The following is a 20,427-nucleotide window of genomic DNA, read 5'->3' as shown; positions in this document are numbered from 1 at the left end:
TCAATAATTTCATCACGTAAACTTTTTTGAAAATGACCCCGCTCGTGGAAACGGGCTACAACCTCTGAATTCTCGTCTGTTGGTTTCATACACTTTTTTTTAAGTGTGTAGTTTTTGCCGGACGAGTCAAATCTCTAATCAATTTTTATAACTGTCCTTCCAATTGCATCAATCTTATTTTTAATATAGCAGCAATGAATACTGAATCGGTGATTTTGCCATGGCAAACCATCTGGTAAACTTCATTAAAAGGCACCTTTTTAATAACCAGTTGTTCTGTGTCTTCTGGCTCTGGTTCAAATTGCTGTAAGTCTTGCGCAAGGTAGATAATGGAAAGTTCATCGGTAACTGAATTTGAAAGATGCATACGCTGTATCTCGGTCCAGCGTGATGCCTTTAGCCCGGTTTCTTCCAGCAACTCCCTTTTAGCAGATTCAAACGGATCGGTGCCTAATGGCGCGCCTCCCTCGGGTATTTCCCAGCTATATTGTCCCAAGGCAAAGCGGTATTGCCCCACCAGGTAGGTATTCATTTCTGCATCAAGGGGTATGACACCAATGGCAAAATTCTTAAACCTGACCTTACCATATATTCCCGGATTACCGGATGGATTGATCACCTGGTATTCGGTCAGGCCAATCCAGGGATTGTCATAGATAGTTGTCTCAGCGGTTACCAGCCAGGGGTTTTCTTCGGGATGTTGCATAGGATGATGTTATTTTGCAAAAATAGAGATTGAATTGTAACTTAAAGGCATATTAACCGTCTTATTGATGTTATGCGTTACTTCCTTTGCATATTATTTCCACCGGCTGCGGTTTTAACAACCGGGCGCATCGGCGCATTTCTGCTAAGTTGTTTGCTTACGCTTTTCTTTTGGATACCGGGCGTTATACATGCAGTATTAGTTACCAACGATTTTTACGAAGCCAGGAGACATCGCCAGTTAATGCGTGCTGTCAGGAGGAATAGCTATTAATTGATGTTGCCTGACTGGAGTAAGAATAGAGACAATTAATAATCCGATTAATAATCCTGAAATTTCGCTCATAATCACTTCGCCATAATCATGGAGTTTTAGTCCTGCTGCAAATCTGATCAGTAATACCAGAATACTTATCACCACTAATTTTATCCAATACATTGTGCTTTCTTTTGCTTTGGTAATTCTTACAACGGGCATTTGATTGATTGCATAAATGATGACTAAAGCACCAATAATAGAACTCAATTGTTGTAATATGCTGTAAAGTGGCACAGGCAAGTGTTTGATCGCGATCTTGCGTGATAGTAAATGGCTGTGCTTTACAAAATATCCCATTGGATGAGTAAAGCTGTTCCAAAAAATATGAGATGCGGCGCCAATCAATAAGCAGATTATAATGACGATAAAGTTAGCCCGAAGTATTGAGGCGTTTCATTTTTATAGACTGATAAGCGTTTATTAAAGTACATGGGGAGGTGATCGATTAGCTTGTCTTTAATAAACCCATTGTAAATGATAAGCAATATTAAAGCAAGCGGCAGATCAAACCAGAACAAGCCGCCCAGAGTGTGGCTATAAATTGAAAGCACTTTCATCCTGATGAAATATTCAAAATCGGGAGTCATGCTGCCGATCGCCAGCGCAGTAATTGAAATCCAGCGTTTGCTGAGGCGACTTAAAGGTAGTATTATAGCAGGATGTGAAAAGGTAAAAGGCATTGGCTTCGTTTTGCTTATTTTTTCTAAATTTAGAAAATGAAAAAGATAATCTCCCTGGTTATTTTAACTGTTGTTTCAGTAACCTTTGCCTTTGCACAATCTACCTGGGTGAATCACAAAGCGGATAACCGGATATCATTGAAATTTCCTAATGAGCCCAAAGAAATTGTCGCCGGTACTTTGGCAGCGCACGATAAAGATAGTATAACTTATGTTTTTACAGTTGTTGATTTTGTCGCTGTTGCAGGCATCGATTCAACCGCCCTGGCCCCTATGCAGGATTCTCCTGAATTTGCGGCTCAGCTAAAACAGGGCATGAACTCGACTTTGCATAATGTAACCCTAAGTGATTTTAAGATCGGTAAATGGAAAGGGCACTCCAGCTATACATCTACCGGTATAAATAATAAAGATAAGTCTCAGTTATATACGTTTATGGTACTCATAGGTAACAAAATGTATAGTTTATCAACAGTTGTTCCTGCCGGAAGACCAACAGCAGGCAGTGATGAATTCTTTTCTTCGTTAGCGCTTACGAATTAGACCGCACAAATGTAGAATCAATAAAAAAGCGACTTCAGTAATACCAAAGTCGCCTTTCCTTTTATCTATAAAGCATTATAACCCGAAAGCTGCTTTTACCTTATCTACGTAATCCAGTTTTTCCCAGGTAAACAGCTCCACTTCCACTTTAAGCTCTTCGCCGTTAGGGCTGAAGAAGCTCTTTACCACTTTCTGGCTTGGTTTTCCAAAGTGGCCATATGCTGCAGTTTCGCTGTATATCGGGTGACGCAATTTAAAGCGGGTTTCGATAGCGTAAGGAGTCATGTCAAAAATAGCTTCCACTTTTTTGGCGATGTCGGCATCGCTTAAACCTACCTTTCCGCTTCCGTAAGTATTCACATAAATACCCATCGGCTGTGCCACACCAATAGCATATGATACCTGCACCAATACCTCGTCGCAAACACCCGCGGCAACCAGGTTTTTAGCAATATGACGCGTTGCATAAGCCGCAGAGCGGTCAACCTTTGATGGATCTTTTCCTGAGAAAGCACCGCCGCCGTGTGCACCTTTACCGCCATACGTATCTACAATAATCTTACGGCCGGTTAAACCGGTATCGCCATGCGGGCCGCCGATCACAAACTTACCTGTAGGGTTAATGTGGTATTTGATGTCATCATTGAAAAAATGGGCATATTTTGGATATTTGGCCTTTACACGGGGAATCAGAATATTGAGGATGTCATCATTGATCTTTTTCAGCATGGTTTTTTCTTCATCAAAGTCGTCATGCTGGGTAGATATCACGATCGCATCAATTCGTGAAGGCTGGCTGTTATCATTATATTCGAGGGTAACCTGCGATTTTGCGTCCGGACGAAGGTATTTTATCTCTTTGTCCTCGCGACGGATGGCTGCAAGCTCTATCAGTAAAGCATGTGCTATGTCTAATGCTAACGGCATATAATTGGCAGTCTCCACAGTTGCATAGCCAAACATCATTCCCTGATCGCCAGCACCTTGTTCCTGTTTTTCTTTACGATCAACTCCCTGGTTAATATCAGGAGATTGTTCGTGAATAGCCGATAGGACCCCGCATGAATTCCCGTCAAACATGTACTCGCTCTTGTTATAGCCAATCTTGTTGATCACGTCGCGCGCAATTTTCTGCACATCAAGGTATGCTTTTGATTTTACCTCGCCTGCCAAAAATACCTGACCGGTTGTAACCAGCGTTTCACAAGCTACTTTTGATTCAGGGTCAAAAGCCAAAAAGTTGTCAATTAATGCATCCGATATCTGGTCTGCAACTTTATCCGGGTGTCCCTCTGATACGGATTCTGAAGTGAATAAATAGGGCATAAAAAATTTTGTTTAGCAATTAATTAAAGTAATTAAAAGCAGGAAATCTAACGGGATCGCGGGTTAAAAAAGGAAACTGGGTTTAGCACTTTTTTACGTGGTTGCAATCCAGTTCTGTACTTTGTTATCAAGTTACAAGAACAATCAAATCAGTCCACTTTCAAAGGGCAAAAATAAAACAATTTTTCACAAAGCAGAAAATACGGTTACTTTTGACGGCCAAATTATAATTAATTGAAAAGGAAAGCCTTATTTATAATAAATCCCATCTCGGGAGGAAAGAGGAAAGACCAGGTTCCCGCACTGATAAACAAGATATTGGATCATACACAGTTTGAAGCCTCTATCGTTTATACAGAACGGGCCATGCATGGGGCCGATTTGGCAAAAGACGCCATTGATACAAATGATTACGTGATTGCAGTGGGCGGAGATGGCACAGTGAATGAAATTGCATCCGCCATAGTAGGTACTACGACAGCATTGGGTATTATCCCCTTCGGTTCGGGTAATGGGCTGGCACGCTTCCTTGGTATACCAATGGATACCGCTAAATCAATTGAAACCATTAATGGCGAGCAGGTGGAAGCTATAGACTCAGCGATAATAAATGGACAAAGGTTCTTTAATGCTGCGGGTATGGGATTCGATGCCCATATCGCGGAGGTCTTTTCGCACGATAAGAACAGGGGCTTTTGGGCCTATGTGAAATCATCCTTGCGCGAAATTGCGAATTACAAGGCTGAGACCTATCATATAAATATTGACGGAACGGACTATGTGCGCGATGCATTTATGCTTAGCATCGCCAACTCATCCCAGTTCGGCAATAATGCACACGTTTCTCCATGTGCCTCAGTGCAGGATGGTTTGCTGGACATCTGTATCATCAAACAATTTCCGTTGTGGCGCTTTATTGAAATGGGCATCCGCATGTTTGCGAAAACAGCGCATAAGTCCAAATATGTGGAGATTATCCGCGGGAAAAATGTAACGATCAAGCGTTCAGCTGACGGTCCGGTACACCTGGACGGCGAGCCACAGATGATGGGGAAGGAAGTGAGGATACAAATGGTGCCTGCATCATTAAGAATAATAGTGGGAAAAACCCTAAATTCTAAGCTCTAAACCCTAAATAAATACGAAATGCTAAACTCTAAATTATTTTGCGTTAGTGAATTTTAGAATTTAGACCTTAGGGTTTAGAATTTAATCAACAGTTATGTCAAAAAAATTCAAAGACTTTTCGGGGATCGTTTATTCTACAGATTCCGACTATCAATACAATGGTGATACCGGATATGCGGCATCAACCCTGCCGCCACAGCAACAGGATCTAAGAATACATCTTGACCGGAAAGGCGGTGGCAAGGTAGTTACCCGCATTGTGGGCTTTGTAGGTAAGGAAGCTGATTTGGAGATAATCGGCAAGCAATTAAAATCTAAATGCGGCGTGGGTGGGGCTGTAAAAAACGGCGAGATATTGATCCAGGGCGACTTCCGTGACAGGGTGCTGACTTTATTACAAGCCGACGGATATAAGGTTAAAAAAGCAGGTGGTTAGTGTATTGACATTTTTCAAAGTAAAGTTTTAAATTGCTTTAAATCAATAATTTACATAAGTGTAAAATTTACATAATGTAAATAAATCTTAAAATTTTCTTGGTTTTTGCTTTTTAAAAGCGGTATTTTTGCATAAACCAATTATACCTATTTTAATGAGGAATGCTTCTAAAAACCTACCTGACCTGGGTTACTTGAACCTGGGTCGGGCGAATACTGTTTTATATCAGTTAACGCCGGCCGAGCTTGTTGAGGCTGCCTTATTGAGGCGCGAGGGCGTGCTGTCAGATACAGGTGCACTGGCAATTGACACCGGCGAATTCACAGGCCGTTCGCCTAAAGACAGATTCATTGTTGAGGATGATATAACCCGCGATACCGTTTGGTGGGGCGAGGTGAATATCAAATTCGATAGCAAAAAATTCGATGCACTTTACAAAAAAGTAACTGACTATCTGAGTGAAGGTGAAATATTTGTGCGCGACTCATCGGCTTGTGCAAATGAGAAATATCATATAGATATAAGAGTAATAACAGAGACTGCCTATCAGAACCTCTTTGTACACCACCTATTCCGTCGACCCGAGGTGGCCAACCCTACATCAAAACCTGAATGGACAGTAATAGCCGCGCCCGGCTTTAAGGCTGATCCTGCTACTGACGGCACCCGTCAGCATAACTTTTCTATTTTGAATTTCAGCAAGAAAATTGTCCTGATAGGAGGGACGGGATATACAGGCGAGATTAAGAAAGGAATATTTTCTGTTTTGAACTTTGTTTTGCCGCACGAAAAGAAGGTGCTTTCTATGCATTGCTCGGCAAACACAGGGGCTAAAGGCGATACCGCTATATTTTTCGGATTGTCCGGCACCGGAAAAACCACGCTGTCGGCTGATCCGGAACGCAGCCTGATAGGAGATGATGAACACGGATGGAGCGATTATACCATATTTAACTTCGAAGGCGGGTGTTATGCCAAATGCGCCGATCTGACGCCTGAAAAAGAGCCACAGATATTTAGCGCTATTAAGTTTGGGGCATTGCTGGAGAATATCAACTTCAATGATGGCACGCGTGAGGTGAATTTTGCCAATATCGATAAAACAGAAAATACGCGCGTAGCCTATCCAATGTATTATGTAAATAATGCGGTGATTCCTTCATTGGGGGCGTCGCCCAAAAACATTTTCTTTTTAACCGCCGATGCGTTTGGGGTATTGCCTCCTATATCCAAATTGACCGATGCGCAGGCTATGTATTACTTTATTTCGGGCTATACAGCTAAAGTTGCAGGTACTGAGGCCGGTATAAATGAACCCAAAACCACTTTTTCTGCGTGTTTTGGCCAGGCATTTTTACCGTTGAACCCAGTTGAGTACGCCAGATTGCTGGGAGATAAACTAAAAGAGCATCATGTAAATGTATGGCTGGTAAATACCGGTTGGACGGGCGGCCCATATGGCACCGGGAAAAGGATGAAGCTGCAGTATACCCGCGCAATGATTACCGCCGCCATAAACGGGCAACTGGATCATTTACATTACAAAAAGCATCCTATATTTAACCTGAATATGCCTGTAAGCTGCCCGAATGTTCCTGATTATATATTAAATCCGCGTAATACCTGGGCTGATAAATACAATTACGACGAAAAAGCAAATAATTTGGCTATGGCATTTATTAAAAACTTCGAACAATATGTAAATCACAGTAATTCAGACATCATAAGTGCCGGTCCCCGGGTAACTATCGCAGTATAGTTACATATTTTTATAGGTGATTGCTTGCTATTATTAAAAAAAATAGTTTTCATTGCAAAAAATTGTCTGTAAGAAAGACAATTTTTTTGTTTGGTGGCGTTATGTAAATCACCAATTACATGTGAATAACACCAATGACTATTAAATAATTATAAAGATTATCAGAAAAAGTTTTTTTATTTAAGTAAAATTCTAATTTTGTTATCCGCTTTTAATACACGCACATTAATTAACTTTATATAAACAAAAACTAAAACTAAAATCTAAAAGTAATGGCAACCGCACCAACAAAACCAACAACTCCTGTAAAAAAAGAGAGCTCAAGCAGTGCAACAGGCATGTTTGCAGTATTGGCGATTCCTATCTGTATTATTGTCGGCATCCTGATTTTCATATTCATATTGGGCAATCCGAGCCATTATGCAGGTGGTGACGTAGAACATGGTTTACCGCAGGATATCTTCGGTACAATCCACAAAGGAGGTCCAATCGTACCGGTGATTATGTCATTCGTATTGATGGTAATTGTATTTTCAATCGAAAGAGCTATCGTGATCGGTAAAGCATCAGGCACCGGCAGCATGGATTCTTTCGTAAGAAAAATTGTTTCTTTGCTTAACGCAGGTAATATCGATGCTGCTAATGCAGAATGCGATAAACAAAAAGGTTCTGTAGCTAACGTTATCAAATCCGGTTTAAAGAAATACCGCGAGATGGAAGCTGATAATGAACTGACCATCGATCAGAAAACGCTGGCTATCCAGAAAGATATCGAAGAAGCAACTTCATTGGAAATGCCAATGCTGGAGCAAAACCTAACCATCATCGCAACCCTGGTATCTATCGGAACACTGAGCGGTCTGTTAGGTACTGTTGTGGGTATGATTGGTGCATTCGCTACATTGTCTGCATCAGGCGCTCCTGACACCTCACAACTCTCAGCTAACATCTCTGAAGCTTTGATCAACACAGCACTGGGTATTACTACATCTGCTTCATCAATCGTGTTGTATAACTATTTTACATCAAAAATTGATAAGCTGACTTACGCTATCGACGAAACAGGTTTCAGCATTGTACAAACGTTTGCTGCTTCCCACGCTGCAAAAAGGGTATAAAAATATTTTAGTGATAGTTTTTTCCCGTTCCGTTAACCTGATTAACGGAACGGGTGTTTAATCATCATACTAACACACTATTATATTTTAAAAGAAATTAATTATGGCGAGGATAAAGATTCCAAGAAAAAGTACAGCAATTGACATGACGGCCATGTGCGACGTGGCGTTTCTGTTGCTTACCTTTTTCATATTAACAGCAAAATTAAAACAGGAAGACCCTCTGCGCGTAGACGTTCCCGGAGCCAGTGTTAAAGTAAACGTACCCGATGTGGATATGGCTACAATAACAGTAGGTCACGGTAAAGTGTTCTTCGGATTAGAAGGTACTGACCTGCGCAAGTCGCTGCTTGAAGAGATGGGAAAAAAATATACTCAGAACTTTACTCCTGAGGAGATACAAAAGTTTTCGTTGATCCCAACTTTCGGCGTACCTGTCAATACTTTAAAGCAATATTTAGCTTTGAGCACAGAAGACAAAAAGAAATACACACAGCCTGGCATCCCAACTGACACAACCACCAACAGTGAATTGTTCAATTGGATTTACGAAGCACGTATCGTAACCAAGAATCTTCACAATAAGGAACTGCGTTTCGCTATAAAAGGCGACTCACATGAGAATTATCCTGAGATTGGAAAAATAATTGATGTGTTGCAAAAACAGGCAGTTAATAAGTTTAGTTTAATAACGGCACTTAATCAAGGTAAGTAAGAAATGGCAGAATTAGATACCTCCGGGGGCGGAGGGAAAAAAGGCGGAAAGGTAAGAAGTAAGAAGGCGTCTACACGTATCGATCTTACAGCAATGGTTGACCTTGCATTCTTACTGATTACATTCTTCATCATGGCCACTACCCTTGCCAAACCCAAGGCAATGGATACATTTTGGCCTGATAAAACTAAAAAAGACGTGCAATTACCGGTACCAGAGTCCCGGACAATGACGGTACTCCTGGGGAGCAACCATAAGTTGGCCTGGTACGTTGGAGCGCCGGGTGCTACGCCACCTACAGTGGATAACTTTGGTAAAAATGGCATTCGCAAAACACTTATTGAAAACAATAAGAAAATTGAAGAAACGCATGCAGGCAAGGATAATTATATGATCGTATTGGTTAAAGCAAGCGACAAATCCACTTACAAAGATTTTGTAAATATTCTTGACGAGCTCAATATTACCGGTATACAAAGCCGCGCTGTAGTTGCAATTACCGCACCTGAAGTAAAGATGCTTAAGGACAACCAGCTGTACTAAAAAATATTATTTCACGTTAAAAATTAAAAGCCAACAAGATGCTAGGATCAAAGTTAGATATACTGAAACCGGAATGGCTTGATGTCGTTTTTACCGACAGAAATAAAGCATATGGGGCTTATGACCTAAGAAAGCAGAACCCCAAAAATACAAGTAAGGCCTTGGTTATCGGCATTATTGTATTTGTGTTTTTGATTTCATTCCAAACTATCCTCAACTTTATCAGCGGCTTTATTCCAAAAGCTAAAGAAAAGGTGAAGATTACCAACGTGGTTTTACAACCACCACCACCATTAGACAAAACAAAACCACCACCGCCACCACCGGAACCACCAAAACCAAAGGTTGACCAGGTTAAATTCCCTCCTCCGGTAGTAAAACCGGACAATGAGGTGAAGGAACAACCACCAACGGTGAAAGAACTTGAGGTTGCTGACCCTGGTCAGAAAACCGTAAAGGGCGACCCTAATGCTGAAATCAAGATCGATGAACCGGTCGGTAATTCGGACGTGAAGCAAGTAACTGAGGAAGACCCGAACAAGATCTTTACTGCGGTAGAGCAGGAACCTTCATTTGCAGGTGGTATTGATAAATTTTACAAATACCTTCAAAATAACATTCATTATCCTGCTGTTGCAAAGGAAAACAACGTTCAGGGTAAAGTATTTGTAACCTTTGTGGTTGAGAAAGACGGATCACTTACCGATATCAAAGTTGCCCGTGGTATAGGCAGCGGTTGCGATGAGGAAGCGATGCGCGTTTTAAGAAACTCGCCAAAATGGAAACCAGGTATACAAAATGGCCGTCCGGTTCGTGTTCAGTACACCATGCCGATCAGCTTTACATTACAAACTGAGGATCAATAATCAGGCAGATGCCTTATAAATTTAATCTTAGGCAAAAATCGCTCAAAAGGCGGTTTTTGCTTATTTTGGGCGTTGCCACCCTTATTGCCTGTGTCAGCTTTGGACTCATGATCATGTTTTATGAGCCGCTTATCGAAAACCTGGATATGTCTAAAACAGAAAGATTGGCACTCGGCGGCTTGCTATTGTTATACAGTGTATTGAGATTTTCCCGGCTGTTTAAAAAAGACCCATCGGATGAAGAATAAGATCATAGTACTGATTTTGAGTTTACTTGTTCTGTTTGCTTTTCAAACTTGTAAACAGAACGGGCCAACTAATTATAATGATACAAAGAACTCAGGTGAGGCGCTTTTTGTATCAGATGAATCCTTCGCACCAATTTTAGACCAGGAGTTATATATTTTCAAAAATGATAACCCAAAGGCTAAGCCAACGATGTATTACAAGCCGGAGAACGACGTTGTAAAGATGTTAGCAGGCGATAGTGCCAGATTTGGGTTTTTATCAAGAGACTTGACGGATGACGAACGTAATGCGCTAAAAGCACATAATTTGCCTGTTTTGGTAAAGAAATTTGCTGTTGATGCTATTGCCATTATTGTAAATAGCGCATCTGTCGACACAGCTATAACGGTTGGGGACATAAAAAAAATGCTTGCCGGACAAACTAAAACCGACAGAAGCATCGTTTTTGATAATCCGAGCTCAAGTTTGGTGAGGTATCTGAAAGAGTTTAGCGGGCAGTCAGATTTTAAGCAAAAGAATATTTACGCTTTAAAATCAAATAAAGAGGTGATTGAATATGTTAGTAAACACCCCGATGCAATAGGGATTACCGGCTTTAGCTGGATAAATGATCCCGACCCCGATTATGCTGATGCGGCCAAAAAGGTTAAGATTTTGGCGATAAGGGATGAGAATAGCAAGACTGCGTCAAATGCATATTTCAGGCCATCGCAGGAAACACTTTATTTGAAACAATACCCCCTGTTTAGGTATTTATATATCGTGAACTGCACCGGAAGAACCGGGCTCGGGTATGGATTTGAGCACTTTATTGAAAGTGATAAAGGACAGCGCATCATATTGCGTTCGGGTCTGCTACCGATTAATATTCCGGAAAGAAATATTATAATTCATAGTAATAAACTTTAATATTGCATTTCTGTTATAATTGAATATTAAACCTTCATTTGTATCATAGATCAATATAAATGATGCAATTTTATACAACGGATTGAAAACAATAAATTATAATACCATACAATAAAGAATGATTGTTTTGTACGTCAATTCTTACACACCACATTACCATTAAAAACTAATTAACAAGATGAAGATTATCAGTAAAATAGCTGTAGCCGGACTGGGCCTGGTATTTACGGGGACATCGGTGTTCGGACAGAGCCTTGCCGATGCGAAAAAAGCTATTGATGCGGAGCAATTCCAGAAAGCAAAATCAATGCTTAAAAATTTGGTGGTTACTCAATCAACCAAGGATGAAAATTATTTTTACCTGGGTTGGGTATACATAAAGCAGGATTACCCGGATTCCGCAAAAGCGGTATTTCAAAAAGGACTAGGTGTGAATGCAAACTCAGCATTAAATCACGTGGGGCTGGGTATTGTTGCCCGGCTGGATAAAGATAAGGGCGGAGCATCAGCTCAATTTGCACAGGCCACTACTTTGGCCGGTAAAGACAGCAAACCTTACGTGTATATGGCAAAAGGTTACCTGTTGCCCGATGCCAATGGCAAAGTTGCTCCTGCCGACGCTACTGCAGCTCTTGACATATTGAATAAAGGCAACACTGCAAGTGCAACAAAAGGCAAAGACAAAAATGCCGTTGCTCAATCAAACGATCCCGAATTGTTTATTACAATGGGTGAAGCTGACCGAGTATTACTGAAAAGTAATGATGCTTACACCAATTTGTCAACTGCTCAAACTCTTGACCCAAGGTCAGCCGCAGCTAATGTAGGTTTGGGTGTTTTATGGAAATATGCCGATAACTTTGAAGATGCCGAAAAACAATTCCAGGCAGCTTTGGCTATCGATCCTAATTACGGCCCTGCTTATCGCGAATGGGCCGAGACAGATTTGCGTTGGGCACAAAGCAACCCCAGCAAAGCATCTGAAAAAGTGAAAGAAGCTGCCGAGCAGTACAAAAAATATATCAGCTTAACTGACTATTCTCCTGAGTCTCAAATGCGTTATGCAGACTTCCTGATCAACGCAGGTGATTTCAAGACCTTGCAGCAGGTAGCTGGTGACATAGCTAAAAACTCAAATTCTAATTTAAGAGCAAACAGATACGTATTGTATTCAGCAGTAGAAAATAAAGATTATCCTGCTGCTATAACCGCCGGAAATACATGGATTAGTAAAGCCGACCCTAAACGTATCATCCCTCGCGACTATTTGTATTTGGGCCGTGCGCAAATAGCCAGCGGACAAGATTCCTTAGGTGTTCAATCTTTGCAAAAGGCTTTGCAATTAGATAGTAGCTTTGTGGATGTTTATCTAGATATAGCAAAATCCAACTTTGCCAAAAAGAAATTTAAAGAAGCAGGTGAAGCTTATGATATCTATGCTTCCAAATCACGTAATGCTAAACTAACCGACCACTTCTATGCCGGTATGGGTTATTATTTTGGATTCGTTATCCAAGGTTCAAAAGGGATAAAGGACCCTAAAGCCCCAAGAACAGATAGTGCGTTACTTGTAAAAGCTGATTCAGCATTCAGCTATGTAGCACAAAAGGCAGGTGCAAATACTCCGGCTATTGCTTATCTGTATCGTGCTCGAATAGCGGATATGCATGAAACAGATAGGAACAACATAAAAGGTTTAGGTAAACCAATGTATGAAAAATTCATTGCCGCAGCTGTTGCTAAAGGCCCTCCGGCTACACAGACAGATAAAGATCAGTTAACCGAAGCTTATGATTATCTCGGTAATTATTACGAATTCAAAGAAAAAGATGAAGCTAAAGCGGCCGAAAATTTTGGTAAAGCTAGGGAAATCGATCCGGCTAATAAAGCGGCGGTGGACTACTTTAAACGCAAAGGCGGCGGTAAGAGCAAGTAATTTTAGAAAGAAAATGCAGGCCTCCCGGATTCGGGAGGCTTTTTTGTTTATAATTATTTCCGCATTGCTATATTTGCACCATGGAAGGACAAAGTTTGCCTGTAGATTATCTACCTATCATTTTCCAGATGGCAGTGGCAGTAGGTTTCGTGGTTACCACCATGTTTGTAACACATAAAATTGGCCCTAAACGTGTTACCAGTGATAAGCTGACCCCGTTTGAGTCAGGTATTGAGGTAATTGGTAATGCCCGCACGCCAATGTCAATCAAGTACTTCCTGGTGGCTATATTGTTCGTATTGTTCGACGTGGAAGTAATATTTATGTACCCCTGGGCAGTTAATTTCAGGGACCTGGGTAAAGACGGCATGATCGAAATGTTCATCTTTATGGGTACACTGTTACTGGGCTTCATTTACGTTATCAAAAAGGGCGCATTAGATTGGGACTAGTAGTGGTGCTCAGTAGTTTAGACTAATTCTAAATAAAATACCCTATCGTTTTGGTGTACATTTTACAGCGTTATTATTATTAAATTTGCATTCGTTATCGATCAACGGTAACGTTTATTCTATTTATATAGATCATGAGTGAAATTCAAATAGTTGAAGCTCCTCCAGGCGTAGAAGGCGCAGGCTTTTTTGCTACCTCGCTTGATAAAGCAATCGGCTTAGCGCGTTCCTACTCATTGTGGCCACTTCCTTTTGCCACCTCTTGTTGTGGTATCGAATTTATGGCTACAATGGCTTCTACTTACGATTTGTCGAGATTTGGTGCAGAGCGATTAAGTTTTTCCCCACGCCAGGCAGACCTTTTGATGGTGATGGGTACAATTTCAAAAAAGATGGGCCCTGTTTTAAGGCAGGTATATTTGCAAATGGCTGAACCCCGTTGGGTAATGGCCGTGGGTGCTTGTGCTTCAAGTGGTGGTATATTTGATACCTATTCGGTACTGCAGGGTATCGACGAGGTGATCCCGGTTGACGTTTATGTTCCCGGCTGCCCTCCGCGTCCTGAAGCCATCATTGATGGATTTATCGGGATCCAAAAATTAGTGCAAACCGAGTCGTTGCGCAGAAGGAATACACCTGAGTATCAAAAATTATTAGCTTCATACGGTATTCAATAATGAGCAAGATAACCAATGAAGAGTTGCTGAACGGCATCAAAGCAAAGTTTGACAATGATGTAACTAATATCAGCGAACCTTTCGGACTATTAACCCTTGAAACCAGCCGCGAAAAGATCATCGATCTGCTGACCTTTTTAAAGACTGATGCTGCATTGCAGTTTATATTTCTGACGGATATTACAGCTATTCACTATCCTGAACGGCAAAAGCCGATTGGCATTATTTATCACCTACATAGCCTGGTGAACAATATCCGCATCCGGATAAAGGTATTTCTGGCTGATGGCGATGTGAAAATGCCTACTGCAACCGGGCTTTGGAACGGCGCCAATTGGATGGAGCGTGAAACTTACGACTTTTTTGGAGTTGACTTTGAAGGTCATCCCGATTTGCGCAGGATATTAAATGTGGATGACATGACGGTATTCCCTATGAGAAAGGAATACCCATTGGAAGACCCGAACCGTGTTGATAAACGAGATTACTTTTTTGGAAGATAATAAAAGATGAGAACTCATCCTGTATATACTGATAACGATCCGCAAACCGAGTACTCGACCCTGAATCTTGGGCCTACGCACCCGGCCACACATGGTGTATTTCAGAACGTGCTGACCCTGGATGGCGAGCGCATTGTAAGCGGCGTATCAACCATAGGCTATATTCATCGCGCCTTTGAAAAAATAGCGGAGCACAGGCCTTTTTACCAGATCACTCCGTTGACCGACCGCTTGAACTATTGTTCGGCGCCGATCAATAACATGGGCTGGCACATGACAGTTGAAAAACTATTGGGTATCAAAATTCCTAAACGTGTGGATTACATGCGTGTCATCGTTATGGAGTTGTCGCGCATTACCGACCACATTATTTGTAATGGGGTATTGGGTGTGGATACGGGTGCATTTACAGGATTTCTCTATATGATGAAATTTCGCGAGGATGTATACGAAATTTACGAGGAGATTTGCGGCTCCCGCCTGACAACCAATATCGGTCGGATAGGTGGTTTTGAACGTAATTTCAATCATATCGCTTTTGCCAAGATCCGTAAGTTCTTAAAAGAATTTCCGGCGGCCTTGAAAGAGTTCGAAGCGCTGTTTAACCGTAACCGTATTTTCATTGACCGTACCAAGGACGTAGCTGCAGTTACTGCTGAGGACGCATTGAGCTATAGCTGGAGTGGTCCGTTGCTGCGCGCCGCTGGTGTGGATTACGATGTACGTGCAATGGAACCATACAGTTCTTATGAGGAATTTGATTTTGAAGTTCCCGTAGGCAGCAATGGCGATGTTTACAACCGTTTCCTGGTTCGTAACGAAGAAATGTGGCAGAGCCTTCGCCTGATCGAGCAGGCCCTGAACAAGTTGGAAAAAGAGCCTTCAGATATATTCCACGCGGATGTACCTGAGTTCTACCTGCCTCCGAAAGAAGAAGTTTACAATAATATGGAAGCCCTCATATATCATTTTAAGATTGTGATGGGAGAAATAGATACACCGCATACCGAAGTTTATCATTCAGTAGAAGGCGCTAACGGCGAGTTGGGCTTTTACCTGGTAAACGATGGCGGACGTTCGCCATACCGTTTGCATTTCCGCCGGCCAAGCTTCATCAATTACCAGATGTATGCACCAATGAGCCGTGGTATGCTGATATCAGATGCGATCATTAACATGAGTAGTTTAAACGTTATAGCCGGAGAATTAGATGCTTAGAGTTGAAGACACTGGCGTTCCGGTTACATTTTCGCCGGAGCTGATAAAAAAGTTCGATGAAATAGTAAGCCGTTATCCGAAAGGAAAACAGAAATCAGGCTTATTGCCTATCCTGCATTTAGTGCAAGCCGAATATGGTTGGGTAAGCTCTCCTGCTATGGATAAAGTAGCGGAGTACCTGGGCATACAGCCAATAGAAGTATATGAAGTGGCTACTTTTTATACCATGTATTTTATGCGCCCGCAAGGAAAATATGTGCTGGAAGTTTGCCGTACAGGACCTTGTGGTATAGTAGGCGCCGAAAAAATAATGGATCACATTGAGGAAAAACTGGGTGTGAAAGAAGGTGAAGTTACTCCCGACGGCCTATTTAGCTGGAGGGGAGTAGAGTGTCTGGCAGCATGCGGTTTTGGTCCGGTATTGCAGATAGGTCCTGAATATACATTTTATGAAAAACTGACCAATGAATCGGTTGATCAGCTGATCGGCGATTTACGGGCAAAAGCAAATAATTAATGACAGTAACTAAAGCGAGAGTAATATATGGGGATGTGGTCTTGTTGATCGCACTCCTCGCATTTTACTTTCTGACCAAACAATTGACCGAAAATGTATTGGCGATGAGTTTGATCATATTACTGTTAGTTGGCCGGAGTATTTTCTGGCATATCAACTGGTACAAGGCAACAGGTAAAATATATTAATGCAATTGCAATCAATTAATATGAGCAGGACCACCCTGATAGTAGCTGATCTGGTATTCGTTGTTGTGATGATCCTCATTTACAATAACGGCGACCTGCAGAAATACCCGGTGATACTGGCGCCTTTTATTATTGCTGCATTTGTAACTTGTGTTATACGTCATATTCACTATTATAATATGACCAAAAGAATTTATTAATAGCAATGGGACGCAAATTACTATTAGAACATATAAACGTACCCGGCATCAACACTTTTGATGTATACCGGTCAAAAGGCGGTTATGCTTCTGTTGAAAAGGCCTTAAAAATGGCCCCGAACGATATTGTGGAGGAGGTAAAGAAATCAGGCTTGCGCGGCCGCGGTGGAGCAGGTTTCCCTACCGGGATGAAATGGAGCTTTTTGGCTAAACCCGAAGGTGTTGCCCGTTACCTGGTTTGCAATGCCGACGAGTCAGAGCCCGGAACTTTTAAGGACCGTTATTTAATGACCTATATCCCTCACTTACTGATCGAGGGTATGATCGTTTCGAGCTTTGCTTTGGGTGCCAATACATCTTACATCTACGTTCGCGGCGAAATGATGCCGCAGATACGCATCCTTGAAAAGGCCATTGCTGAAGCAAAGAACAAAGGATTTCTTGGCAAAAATATATTAGGCAGCGGCTATGATCTTGAATTGTATGTTCAGCCCGGTGGTGGCGCTTATATTTGCGGCGAAGAAACTGCCTTGCTGGAATCACTGGAAGGTAAACGCGGCAACCCGCGTATCAAGCCACCATTCCCGGCGATTGCTGGTTTGTATGGCTGTCCTACGGTGGTAAATAACGTAGAATCTATCGCAGCTGTAGTGCCGATCATTAATGAAGGCGGTGAAGAGTATGCTAAATTAGGTATCGGTCGTAGCACAGGTACTAAGTTGATCTCGGCTGGTGGTAACGTTAAAAAACCGGGAGTTTATGAGATCGACCTTGGCCTGCCTGTTGAAGAATTTTTGTATTCGGATGAATATTGCGGCGGTATAGCCAATGGCAAACGACTGAAGGCGGTTGTTGCTGGTGGTTCATCGGTGCCTATCCTTCCTGCTAACCTGTTCTTGAAAACTGCTAATGGTGAGGCACGTCTGATGAGCTATGAATCATTGGCTGACGGTGGTTTCGTAAGCGGCACAATGTTAGGATCTGGTGGTTTTATAGCCTATGACGAAGATCAGTGTATTGTTCGTAATACCTGGAATTTTACCCGTTTCTATCATCACGAAAGTTGCGGACAATGTTCGCCATGTCGTGAGGGTACAGGCTGGATGGAAAAAGTATTGCACCGTTTGGAATATGGCCACGGCAAAATGAGTGATATGGACCTGTTGGTAGATGTATCGAAGAAGATAGAAGGTAATACCATTTGTCCGCTGGGCGATGCAGCTGCATGGCCGGTAGCCAGTGCTATCCGTCACTTCCGTGATGAGTTTGAATGGCATGTTACCAATCCGGGCGAAGCAACAAAAAGAAATTTTGGATTAGCGCACTATGCTGATCCGCTGCCAAAAGTAGAAACAAAAGTGGCGTAAGCCCTTTATATATTTTGACTTACTATAATGTCAGATAAATTTAAAGTAACGATAGACGGTATACCCGTTGAAGTGGACCCGGGGACAACCATCCTGAATGCCGCAAGGCAGATAGGAGGGGATATTGTTCCGCCGGCAATGTGCTATTACTCCAAATTGCAGGGTAGTGGCGGAAAGTGCCGCACCTGTTTGGTAAAAGTGAGTAAGGGATCTGAAAAAGACCCCCGCCCTATGCCTAAGCTGGTAGCATCATGCCGTACCACAGTGATGGATGGAATGGAAGTGCAGAACATTACTTCGCCTGAAGTAATTGAGGCACGTAAGGGGGTAGTAGAAATGTTATTGATCAACCACCCGCTGGATTGCCCTATTTGCGACCAGGCTGGTGAATGCGATCTTCAGAACTTAGGATTTGAACACGGCGCTGCCAAAACCCGTTATGAGTTTGACCGCCGTACTTTCCATAAAATTGATATCGGCGACAAGATACAGCTGCACATGACCCGTTGTATCCTTTGCTATCGTTGTGTTTTCACTGCCGACCAGATTACGGATCACCGTATCCATGGTATCCTGAACCGTGGTGATCATTCTGAAATATCTACCTACATCCAGGCTGCTGTTGATAATGATTTCTCTGGAAATGTGATCGATGTTTGTCCGGTAGGTGCCTTGACCGATAAAACTTTCCGCTTCCGCAATCGTGTTTGGTTTACCAAGCCTGTTGAGGCACACCGCGATTGCGACCATCCGGGATGTAATGGTAAGGTTACCCTTTGGTATAAGGGAGAAGATGTATTGCGGGTAACTGCCCGTAAGGATGTGTATGGAGAAGTAGAGGAATTTATCTGCAATACCTGCCGTTTTGATAAAAAGAAAACCAGTGATTGGGTAATTGAAGGTCCGCGAAAGGTGTCGAATCAATCAGTGATTAGTGCAAACCACTACGAAACGATGCACCCGCTGCCAGTAGTAAAAACGAACCCGGTATTGCAGGAGGCGAATAAAGAACAATTTGAACGGGAGACGCGATTATAATGGATACTAGAGAAATAATAGTAAGATTAGTACTGATCGTAGTAATATTCCTGATCAGTTTGGTGATTGCCATGTATTCAACATATGCTGAACGCAAGATCGCAGCTTTCTTCCAGGATAGGGTTGGCCCTAACCGCGCCGGTCCGTTTGGTATATTACAACCGTTGGCCGATGGTGCCAAAATGTTCCTGAAAGAAGAGATCATCCCAACCAATTCAAGTAAATTTCTGTTCATTGTTGGTCCTTCACTGGCAATCATGACAGCCTGTATCGGTTCAGCTGTTATCCCCTGGGGGCAACAGATACAGATCGGTACCAGAATGTATGATCTGCAGGTAACTGATATCAACGTTGGTTTGTTATACATATTCGGCGTTGTTTCATTAGGGGTGTATGGCGTCATGATCGGTGGCTGGGCTTCAAACAATAAATATTCGTTATTAGGCGCTATCCGTGCTGCATCGCAAAATATCAGCTACGAAATTGCAATGGGTTTATCCATCATCGCGTTGCTGATGGTTACCAACACGCTTAGCCTGAAAGAAATAGCTGCACAACAGCATGGCTGGCATTGGAACGTGCTTTATCAGCCGATTGGATTTCTCCTGTTTATCGTATGTGCATTTGCCGAGACTAACCGTACACCATTCGACTTGCCTGAGTGTGAAACCGAGCTGGTAGGTGGTTATCATACCGAATACTCATCTATGAAACTGGGCTTTTACCTGTTTGCCGAGTACATCAACATGTTTGTATCATCAGCGGTAATGGCTACACTTTACTGGGGCGGATATAACTATCCGGGTATGGACTGGGTGGCGGCACATGTTGGCCCGGTGGTTGGCCCGCTGATTGGTATGGTGGTATTATTTGCAAAAATATTTTTATTCATCTTCTTTTTTATGTGGGTGCGCTGGACTATCCCGCGTTTCCGCTATGACCAGTTGATGGATCTTGGCTGGAAGGGCTTAATTCCCCTTGCCATTGCCAACATTATCGGAACAGGACTTTGGATCACATTTGTTAAATAACTGG

Annotated in this window: 26 protein-coding genes; 22 read left to right on the top strand and 4 right to left on the bottom strand. The window is 42.3% G+C overall.

Annotation, left to right across the window (positions count from 1 at the left end; all coding sequences use genetic code 11):
- Positions 1-145: 145 nt before the first annotated feature.
- The gene (locus Q3A68_RS22530) at positions 146-706 is read right to left on the bottom strand and encodes an NUDIX domain-containing protein (protein WP_302903407.1); all 561 of its coding nucleotides are present in this window, start codon (positions 704-706) and stop codon (positions 146-148) included.
- A 72-nt stretch (positions 707-778) separates the two neighbouring features.
- Here Q3A68_RS22530 and Q3A68_RS23225 point away from each other — a divergent pair, with 72 nt between their 5' ends.
- On the top strand, positions 779-979 hold the full coding sequence (locus tag Q3A68_RS23225; RefSeq protein ID WP_368045697.1) for a YqaE/Pmp3 family membrane protein: 201 nt from the start codon (positions 779-781) through the stop codon (positions 977-979).
- On the opposite strand, the gene Q3A68_RS22525 is transcribed toward Q3A68_RS23225, so the two are convergent.
- Together Q3A68_RS22525 and Q3A68_RS22520 are read right to left on the bottom strand one after the other, a co-directional pair.
- Positions 947-1,369 (bottom strand): DUF4184 family protein, encoded by a 423-nt coding sequence (locus tag Q3A68_RS22525; protein WP_302903406.1) that lies wholly within the window; start codon positions 1,367-1,369, stop codon positions 947-949. The genes Q3A68_RS23225 and Q3A68_RS22525 overlap by 33 nt on opposite strands.
- Positions 1,370-1,377: 8 nt before the next feature.
- The gene (locus tag Q3A68_RS22520; RefSeq protein WP_302903405.1) at positions 1,378-1,704 is read right to left on the bottom strand and encodes a DUF4184 family protein; all 327 of its coding nucleotides are present in this window, start codon (positions 1,702-1,704) and stop codon (positions 1,378-1,380) included.
- A 36-nt stretch (positions 1,705-1,740) separates the two neighbouring features.
- On the opposite strand from Q3A68_RS22520, the gene Q3A68_RS22515 reads away from it, so the two are divergent.
- On the top strand, positions 1,741-2,247 hold the full coding sequence (locus Q3A68_RS22515) for a hypothetical protein (protein ID WP_302903404.1): 507 nt from the start codon (positions 1,741-1,743) through the stop codon (positions 2,245-2,247).
- Between the two features lie 75 nt (positions 2,248-2,322).
- On the opposite strand, the gene metK is transcribed toward Q3A68_RS22515, so the two are convergent.
- Positions 2,323-3,573 (bottom strand): methionine adenosyltransferase, encoded by a 1,251-nt coding sequence (gene metK, locus Q3A68_RS22510; RefSeq protein ID WP_302903403.1) that lies wholly within the window; start codon positions 3,571-3,573, stop codon positions 2,323-2,325.
- A 234-nt stretch (positions 3,574-3,807) separates the two neighbouring features.
- Here metK and Q3A68_RS22505 point away from each other — a divergent pair, with 234 nt between their 5' ends.
- From Q3A68_RS22505 to nuoH, 20 genes are all read left to right on the top strand, one after another.
- Complete coding sequence (locus Q3A68_RS22505; RefSeq protein WP_302903402.1) at positions 3,808-4,701, top strand: diacylglycerol/lipid kinase family protein; 894 nt, start codon at positions 3,808-3,810, stop codon at positions 4,699-4,701.
- Positions 4,702-4,795: 94 nt separating this feature from the next.
- Complete coding sequence (locus Q3A68_RS22500; protein WP_302903401.1) at positions 4,796-5,137, top strand: translation initiation factor; 342 nt, start codon at positions 4,796-4,798, stop codon at positions 5,135-5,137.
- Between the two features lie 154 nt (positions 5,138-5,291).
- Positions 5,292-6,896 (top strand): phosphoenolpyruvate carboxykinase (ATP), encoded by a 1,605-nt coding sequence (gene pckA / locus Q3A68_RS22495; protein ID WP_302903400.1) that lies wholly within the window; start codon positions 5,292-5,294, stop codon positions 6,894-6,896.
- Positions 6,897-7,168: 272 nt separating this feature from the next.
- The gene (locus Q3A68_RS22490) at positions 7,169-8,014 is read left to right on the top strand and encodes a MotA/TolQ/ExbB proton channel family protein (protein ID WP_302903399.1); all 846 of its coding nucleotides are present in this window, start codon (positions 7,169-7,171) and stop codon (positions 8,012-8,014) included.
- A gap of 103 nt (positions 8,015-8,117) precedes the next feature.
- On the top strand, positions 8,118-8,729 hold the full coding sequence (locus tag Q3A68_RS22485) for an ExbD/TolR family protein (RefSeq protein ID WP_302903398.1): 612 nt from the start codon (positions 8,118-8,120) through the stop codon (positions 8,727-8,729).
- A gap of 3 nt (positions 8,730-8,732) precedes the next feature.
- Positions 8,733-9,272 (top strand): ExbD/TolR family protein, encoded by a 540-nt coding sequence (locus tag Q3A68_RS22480; protein WP_302903397.1) that lies wholly within the window; start codon positions 8,733-8,735, stop codon positions 9,270-9,272.
- A 38-nt stretch (positions 9,273-9,310) separates the two neighbouring features.
- The gene (locus Q3A68_RS22475) at positions 9,311-10,138 is read left to right on the top strand and encodes an energy transducer TonB (protein ID WP_302903396.1); all 828 of its coding nucleotides are present in this window, start codon (positions 9,311-9,313) and stop codon (positions 10,136-10,138) included.
- A gap of 8 nt (positions 10,139-10,146) precedes the next feature.
- Complete coding sequence (locus tag Q3A68_RS22470) at positions 10,147-10,386, top strand: hypothetical protein (RefSeq protein WP_302903395.1); 240 nt, start codon at positions 10,147-10,149, stop codon at positions 10,384-10,386.
- The gene (locus Q3A68_RS22465; RefSeq protein WP_302903394.1) at positions 10,376-11,296 is read left to right on the top strand and encodes a PstS family phosphate ABC transporter substrate-binding protein; all 921 of its coding nucleotides are present in this window, start codon (positions 10,376-10,378) and stop codon (positions 11,294-11,296) included. The genes Q3A68_RS22470 and Q3A68_RS22465 overlap by 11 nt, the downstream gene beginning before the upstream one ends.
- A 178-nt stretch (positions 11,297-11,474) precedes the next feature.
- Positions 11,475-13,232, top strand: coding sequence for a tetratricopeptide repeat protein (locus tag Q3A68_RS22460; RefSeq protein WP_302903393.1), 1,758 nt, complete (start codon positions 11,475-11,477; stop codon positions 13,230-13,232).
- 80 nt (positions 13,233-13,312) lie between these two features.
- Complete coding sequence (locus Q3A68_RS22455) at positions 13,313-13,684, top strand: NADH-quinone oxidoreductase subunit A (protein WP_302903392.1); 372 nt, start codon at positions 13,313-13,315, stop codon at positions 13,682-13,684.
- 134 nt (positions 13,685-13,818) lie between these two features.
- Entirely contained in the window at positions 13,819-14,361 is a 543-nt protein-coding gene (locus tag Q3A68_RS22450; RefSeq protein ID WP_302903391.1) for an NADH-quinone oxidoreductase subunit B, read from the top strand.
- Positions 14,361-14,864, top strand: a complete 504-nt coding sequence (locus tag Q3A68_RS22445) for an NADH-quinone oxidoreductase subunit C (protein WP_302903390.1) — start codon at positions 14,361-14,363, stop codon at positions 14,862-14,864. The genes Q3A68_RS22450 and Q3A68_RS22445 overlap by 1 nt, the downstream gene beginning before the upstream one ends.
- Before the next feature lie 6 nt (positions 14,865-14,870).
- Positions 14,871-16,082 (top strand): NADH-quinone oxidoreductase subunit D, encoded by a 1,212-nt coding sequence (locus Q3A68_RS22440; RefSeq protein ID WP_302903389.1) that lies wholly within the window; start codon positions 14,871-14,873, stop codon positions 16,080-16,082.
- Positions 16,075-16,599 carry an NADH-quinone oxidoreductase subunit NuoE family protein gene (locus tag Q3A68_RS22435; protein WP_302903388.1) on the top strand — a complete coding sequence of 175 codons (525 nt, stop codon included), beginning with the start codon at positions 16,075-16,077 and terminating at the stop codon, positions 16,597-16,599. Before Q3A68_RS22440 ends, Q3A68_RS22435 begins: the two co-directional genes overlap by 8 nt.
- Positions 16,599-16,787 (top strand): hypothetical protein, encoded by a 189-nt coding sequence (locus Q3A68_RS22430; protein WP_302903387.1) that lies wholly within the window; start codon positions 16,599-16,601, stop codon positions 16,785-16,787. Before Q3A68_RS22435 ends, Q3A68_RS22430 begins: the two co-directional genes overlap by 1 nt.
- A 20-nt stretch (positions 16,788-16,807) precedes the next feature.
- On the top strand, positions 16,808-16,987 hold the full coding sequence (locus tag Q3A68_RS22425) for a hypothetical protein (RefSeq protein WP_302903386.1): 180 nt from the start codon (positions 16,808-16,810) through the stop codon (positions 16,985-16,987).
- A gap of 5 nt (positions 16,988-16,992) precedes the next feature.
- On the top strand, positions 16,993-18,354 hold the full coding sequence (gene nuoF / locus Q3A68_RS22420) for an NADH-quinone oxidoreductase subunit NuoF (protein ID WP_302903385.1): 1,362 nt from the start codon (positions 16,993-16,995) through the stop codon (positions 18,352-18,354).
- A gap of 27 nt (positions 18,355-18,381) precedes the next feature.
- Positions 18,382-19,392 carry an NADH-quinone oxidoreductase subunit G gene (locus Q3A68_RS22415; protein WP_302903384.1) on the top strand — a complete coding sequence of 337 codons (1,011 nt, stop codon included), beginning with the start codon at positions 18,382-18,384 and terminating at the stop codon, positions 19,390-19,392.
- Complete coding sequence (gene nuoH / locus Q3A68_RS22410; protein ID WP_302903383.1) at positions 19,392-20,423, top strand: NADH-quinone oxidoreductase subunit NuoH; 1,032 nt, start codon at positions 19,392-19,394, stop codon at positions 20,421-20,423. Before Q3A68_RS22415 ends, nuoH begins: the two co-directional genes overlap by 1 nt.
- The last annotated feature ends 4 nt before the right edge of the window (positions 20,424-20,427 follow it).

It is taken from the genome of Mucilaginibacter tolerans (genome assembly GCF_030519375.1).
Classification (GTDB): domain Bacteria; phylum Bacteroidota; class Bacteroidia; order Sphingobacteriales; family Sphingobacteriaceae; genus Mucilaginibacter.
Note: the sequence above shows the minus strand (reverse complement) of the source record. Positions and strands in the feature narration are given on the sequence as shown.

What these genes read in the sequence shown, in the direction of transcription:
- Q3A68_RS22460 (WP_302903393.1), top strand. Translation starts at nt 11,475, where the DNA reads ATGAAGATTATCAGTAAAATAGCTGTAGCCGGACTGGGCCTGGTATTT.
- Q3A68_RS22430 (WP_302903387.1), top strand. Translation starts at nt 16,599, where the DNA reads ATGACAGTAACTAAAGCGAGAGTAATATATGGGGATGTGGTCTTGTTG.
- Q3A68_RS22415 (WP_302903384.1), top strand. Translation starts at nt 18,382, where the DNA reads ATGTCAGATAAATTTAAAGTAACGATAGACGGTATACCCGTTGAAGTG.
- Q3A68_RS23225 (WP_368045697.1), top strand. Translation starts at nt 779, where the DNA reads ATGCGTTACTTCCTTTGCATATTATTTCCACCGGCTGCGGTTTTAACA.
- Q3A68_RS22425 (WP_302903386.1), top strand. Translation starts at nt 16,808, where the DNA reads ATGAGCAGGACCACCCTGATAGTAGCTGATCTGGTATTCGTTGTTGTG.
- Q3A68_RS22435 (WP_302903388.1), top strand. Translation starts at nt 16,075, where the DNA reads ATGCTTAGAGTTGAAGACACTGGCGTTCCGGTTACATTTTCGCCGGAG.
- Q3A68_RS22465 (WP_302903394.1), top strand. Translation starts at nt 10,376, where the DNA reads ATGAAGAATAAGATCATAGTACTGATTTTGAGTTTACTTGTTCTGTTT.
- Q3A68_RS22500 (WP_302903401.1), top strand. Translation starts at nt 4,796, where the DNA reads ATGTCAAAAAAATTCAAAGACTTTTCGGGGATCGTTTATTCTACAGAT.
- Q3A68_RS22445 (WP_302903390.1), top strand. Translation starts at nt 14,361, where the DNA reads ATGAGCAAGATAACCAATGAAGAGTTGCTGAACGGCATCAAAGCAAAG.
- Q3A68_RS22440 (WP_302903389.1), top strand. Translation starts at nt 14,871, where the DNA reads ATGAGAACTCATCCTGTATATACTGATAACGATCCGCAAACCGAGTAC.
- Q3A68_RS22520 (WP_302903405.1), bottom strand. Translation starts at nt 1,704, where the DNA reads ATGCCTTTTACCTTTTCACATCCTGCTATAATACTACCTTTAAGTCGC.
- nuoH (WP_302903383.1), top strand. Translation starts at nt 19,392, where the DNA reads ATGGATACTAGAGAAATAATAGTAAGATTAGTACTGATCGTAGTAATA.
- Q3A68_RS22490 (WP_302903399.1), top strand. Translation starts at nt 7,169, where the DNA reads ATGGCAACCGCACCAACAAAACCAACAACTCCTGTAAAAAAAGAGAGC.
- Q3A68_RS22515 (WP_302903404.1), top strand. Translation starts at nt 1,741, where the DNA reads ATGAAAAAGATAATCTCCCTGGTTATTTTAACTGTTGTTTCAGTAACC.
- Q3A68_RS22485 (WP_302903398.1), top strand. Translation starts at nt 8,118, where the DNA reads ATGGCGAGGATAAAGATTCCAAGAAAAAGTACAGCAATTGACATGACG.
- nuoF (WP_302903385.1), top strand. Translation starts at nt 16,993, where the DNA reads ATGGGACGCAAATTACTATTAGAACATATAAACGTACCCGGCATCAAC.
- Q3A68_RS22475 (WP_302903396.1), top strand. Translation starts at nt 9,311, where the DNA reads ATGCTAGGATCAAAGTTAGATATACTGAAACCGGAATGGCTTGATGTC.
- pckA (WP_302903400.1), top strand. Translation starts at nt 5,292, where the DNA reads ATGAGGAATGCTTCTAAAAACCTACCTGACCTGGGTTACTTGAACCTG.
- Q3A68_RS22470 (WP_302903395.1), top strand. Translation starts at nt 10,147, where the DNA reads ATGCCTTATAAATTTAATCTTAGGCAAAAATCGCTCAAAAGGCGGTTT.
- Q3A68_RS22480 (WP_302903397.1), top strand. Translation starts at nt 8,733, where the DNA reads ATGGCAGAATTAGATACCTCCGGGGGCGGAGGGAAAAAAGGCGGAAAG.
- Q3A68_RS22455 (WP_302903392.1), top strand. Translation starts at nt 13,313, where the DNA reads ATGGAAGGACAAAGTTTGCCTGTAGATTATCTACCTATCATTTTCCAG.
- Q3A68_RS22530 (WP_302903407.1), bottom strand. Translation starts at nt 706, where the DNA reads ATGCAACATCCCGAAGAAAACCCCTGGCTGGTAACCGCTGAGACAACT.
- Q3A68_RS22450 (WP_302903391.1), top strand. Translation starts at nt 13,819, where the DNA reads ATGAGTGAAATTCAAATAGTTGAAGCTCCTCCAGGCGTAGAAGGCGCA.
- metK (WP_302903403.1), bottom strand. Translation starts at nt 3,573, where the DNA reads ATGCCCTATTTATTCACTTCAGAATCCGTATCAGAGGGACACCCGGAT.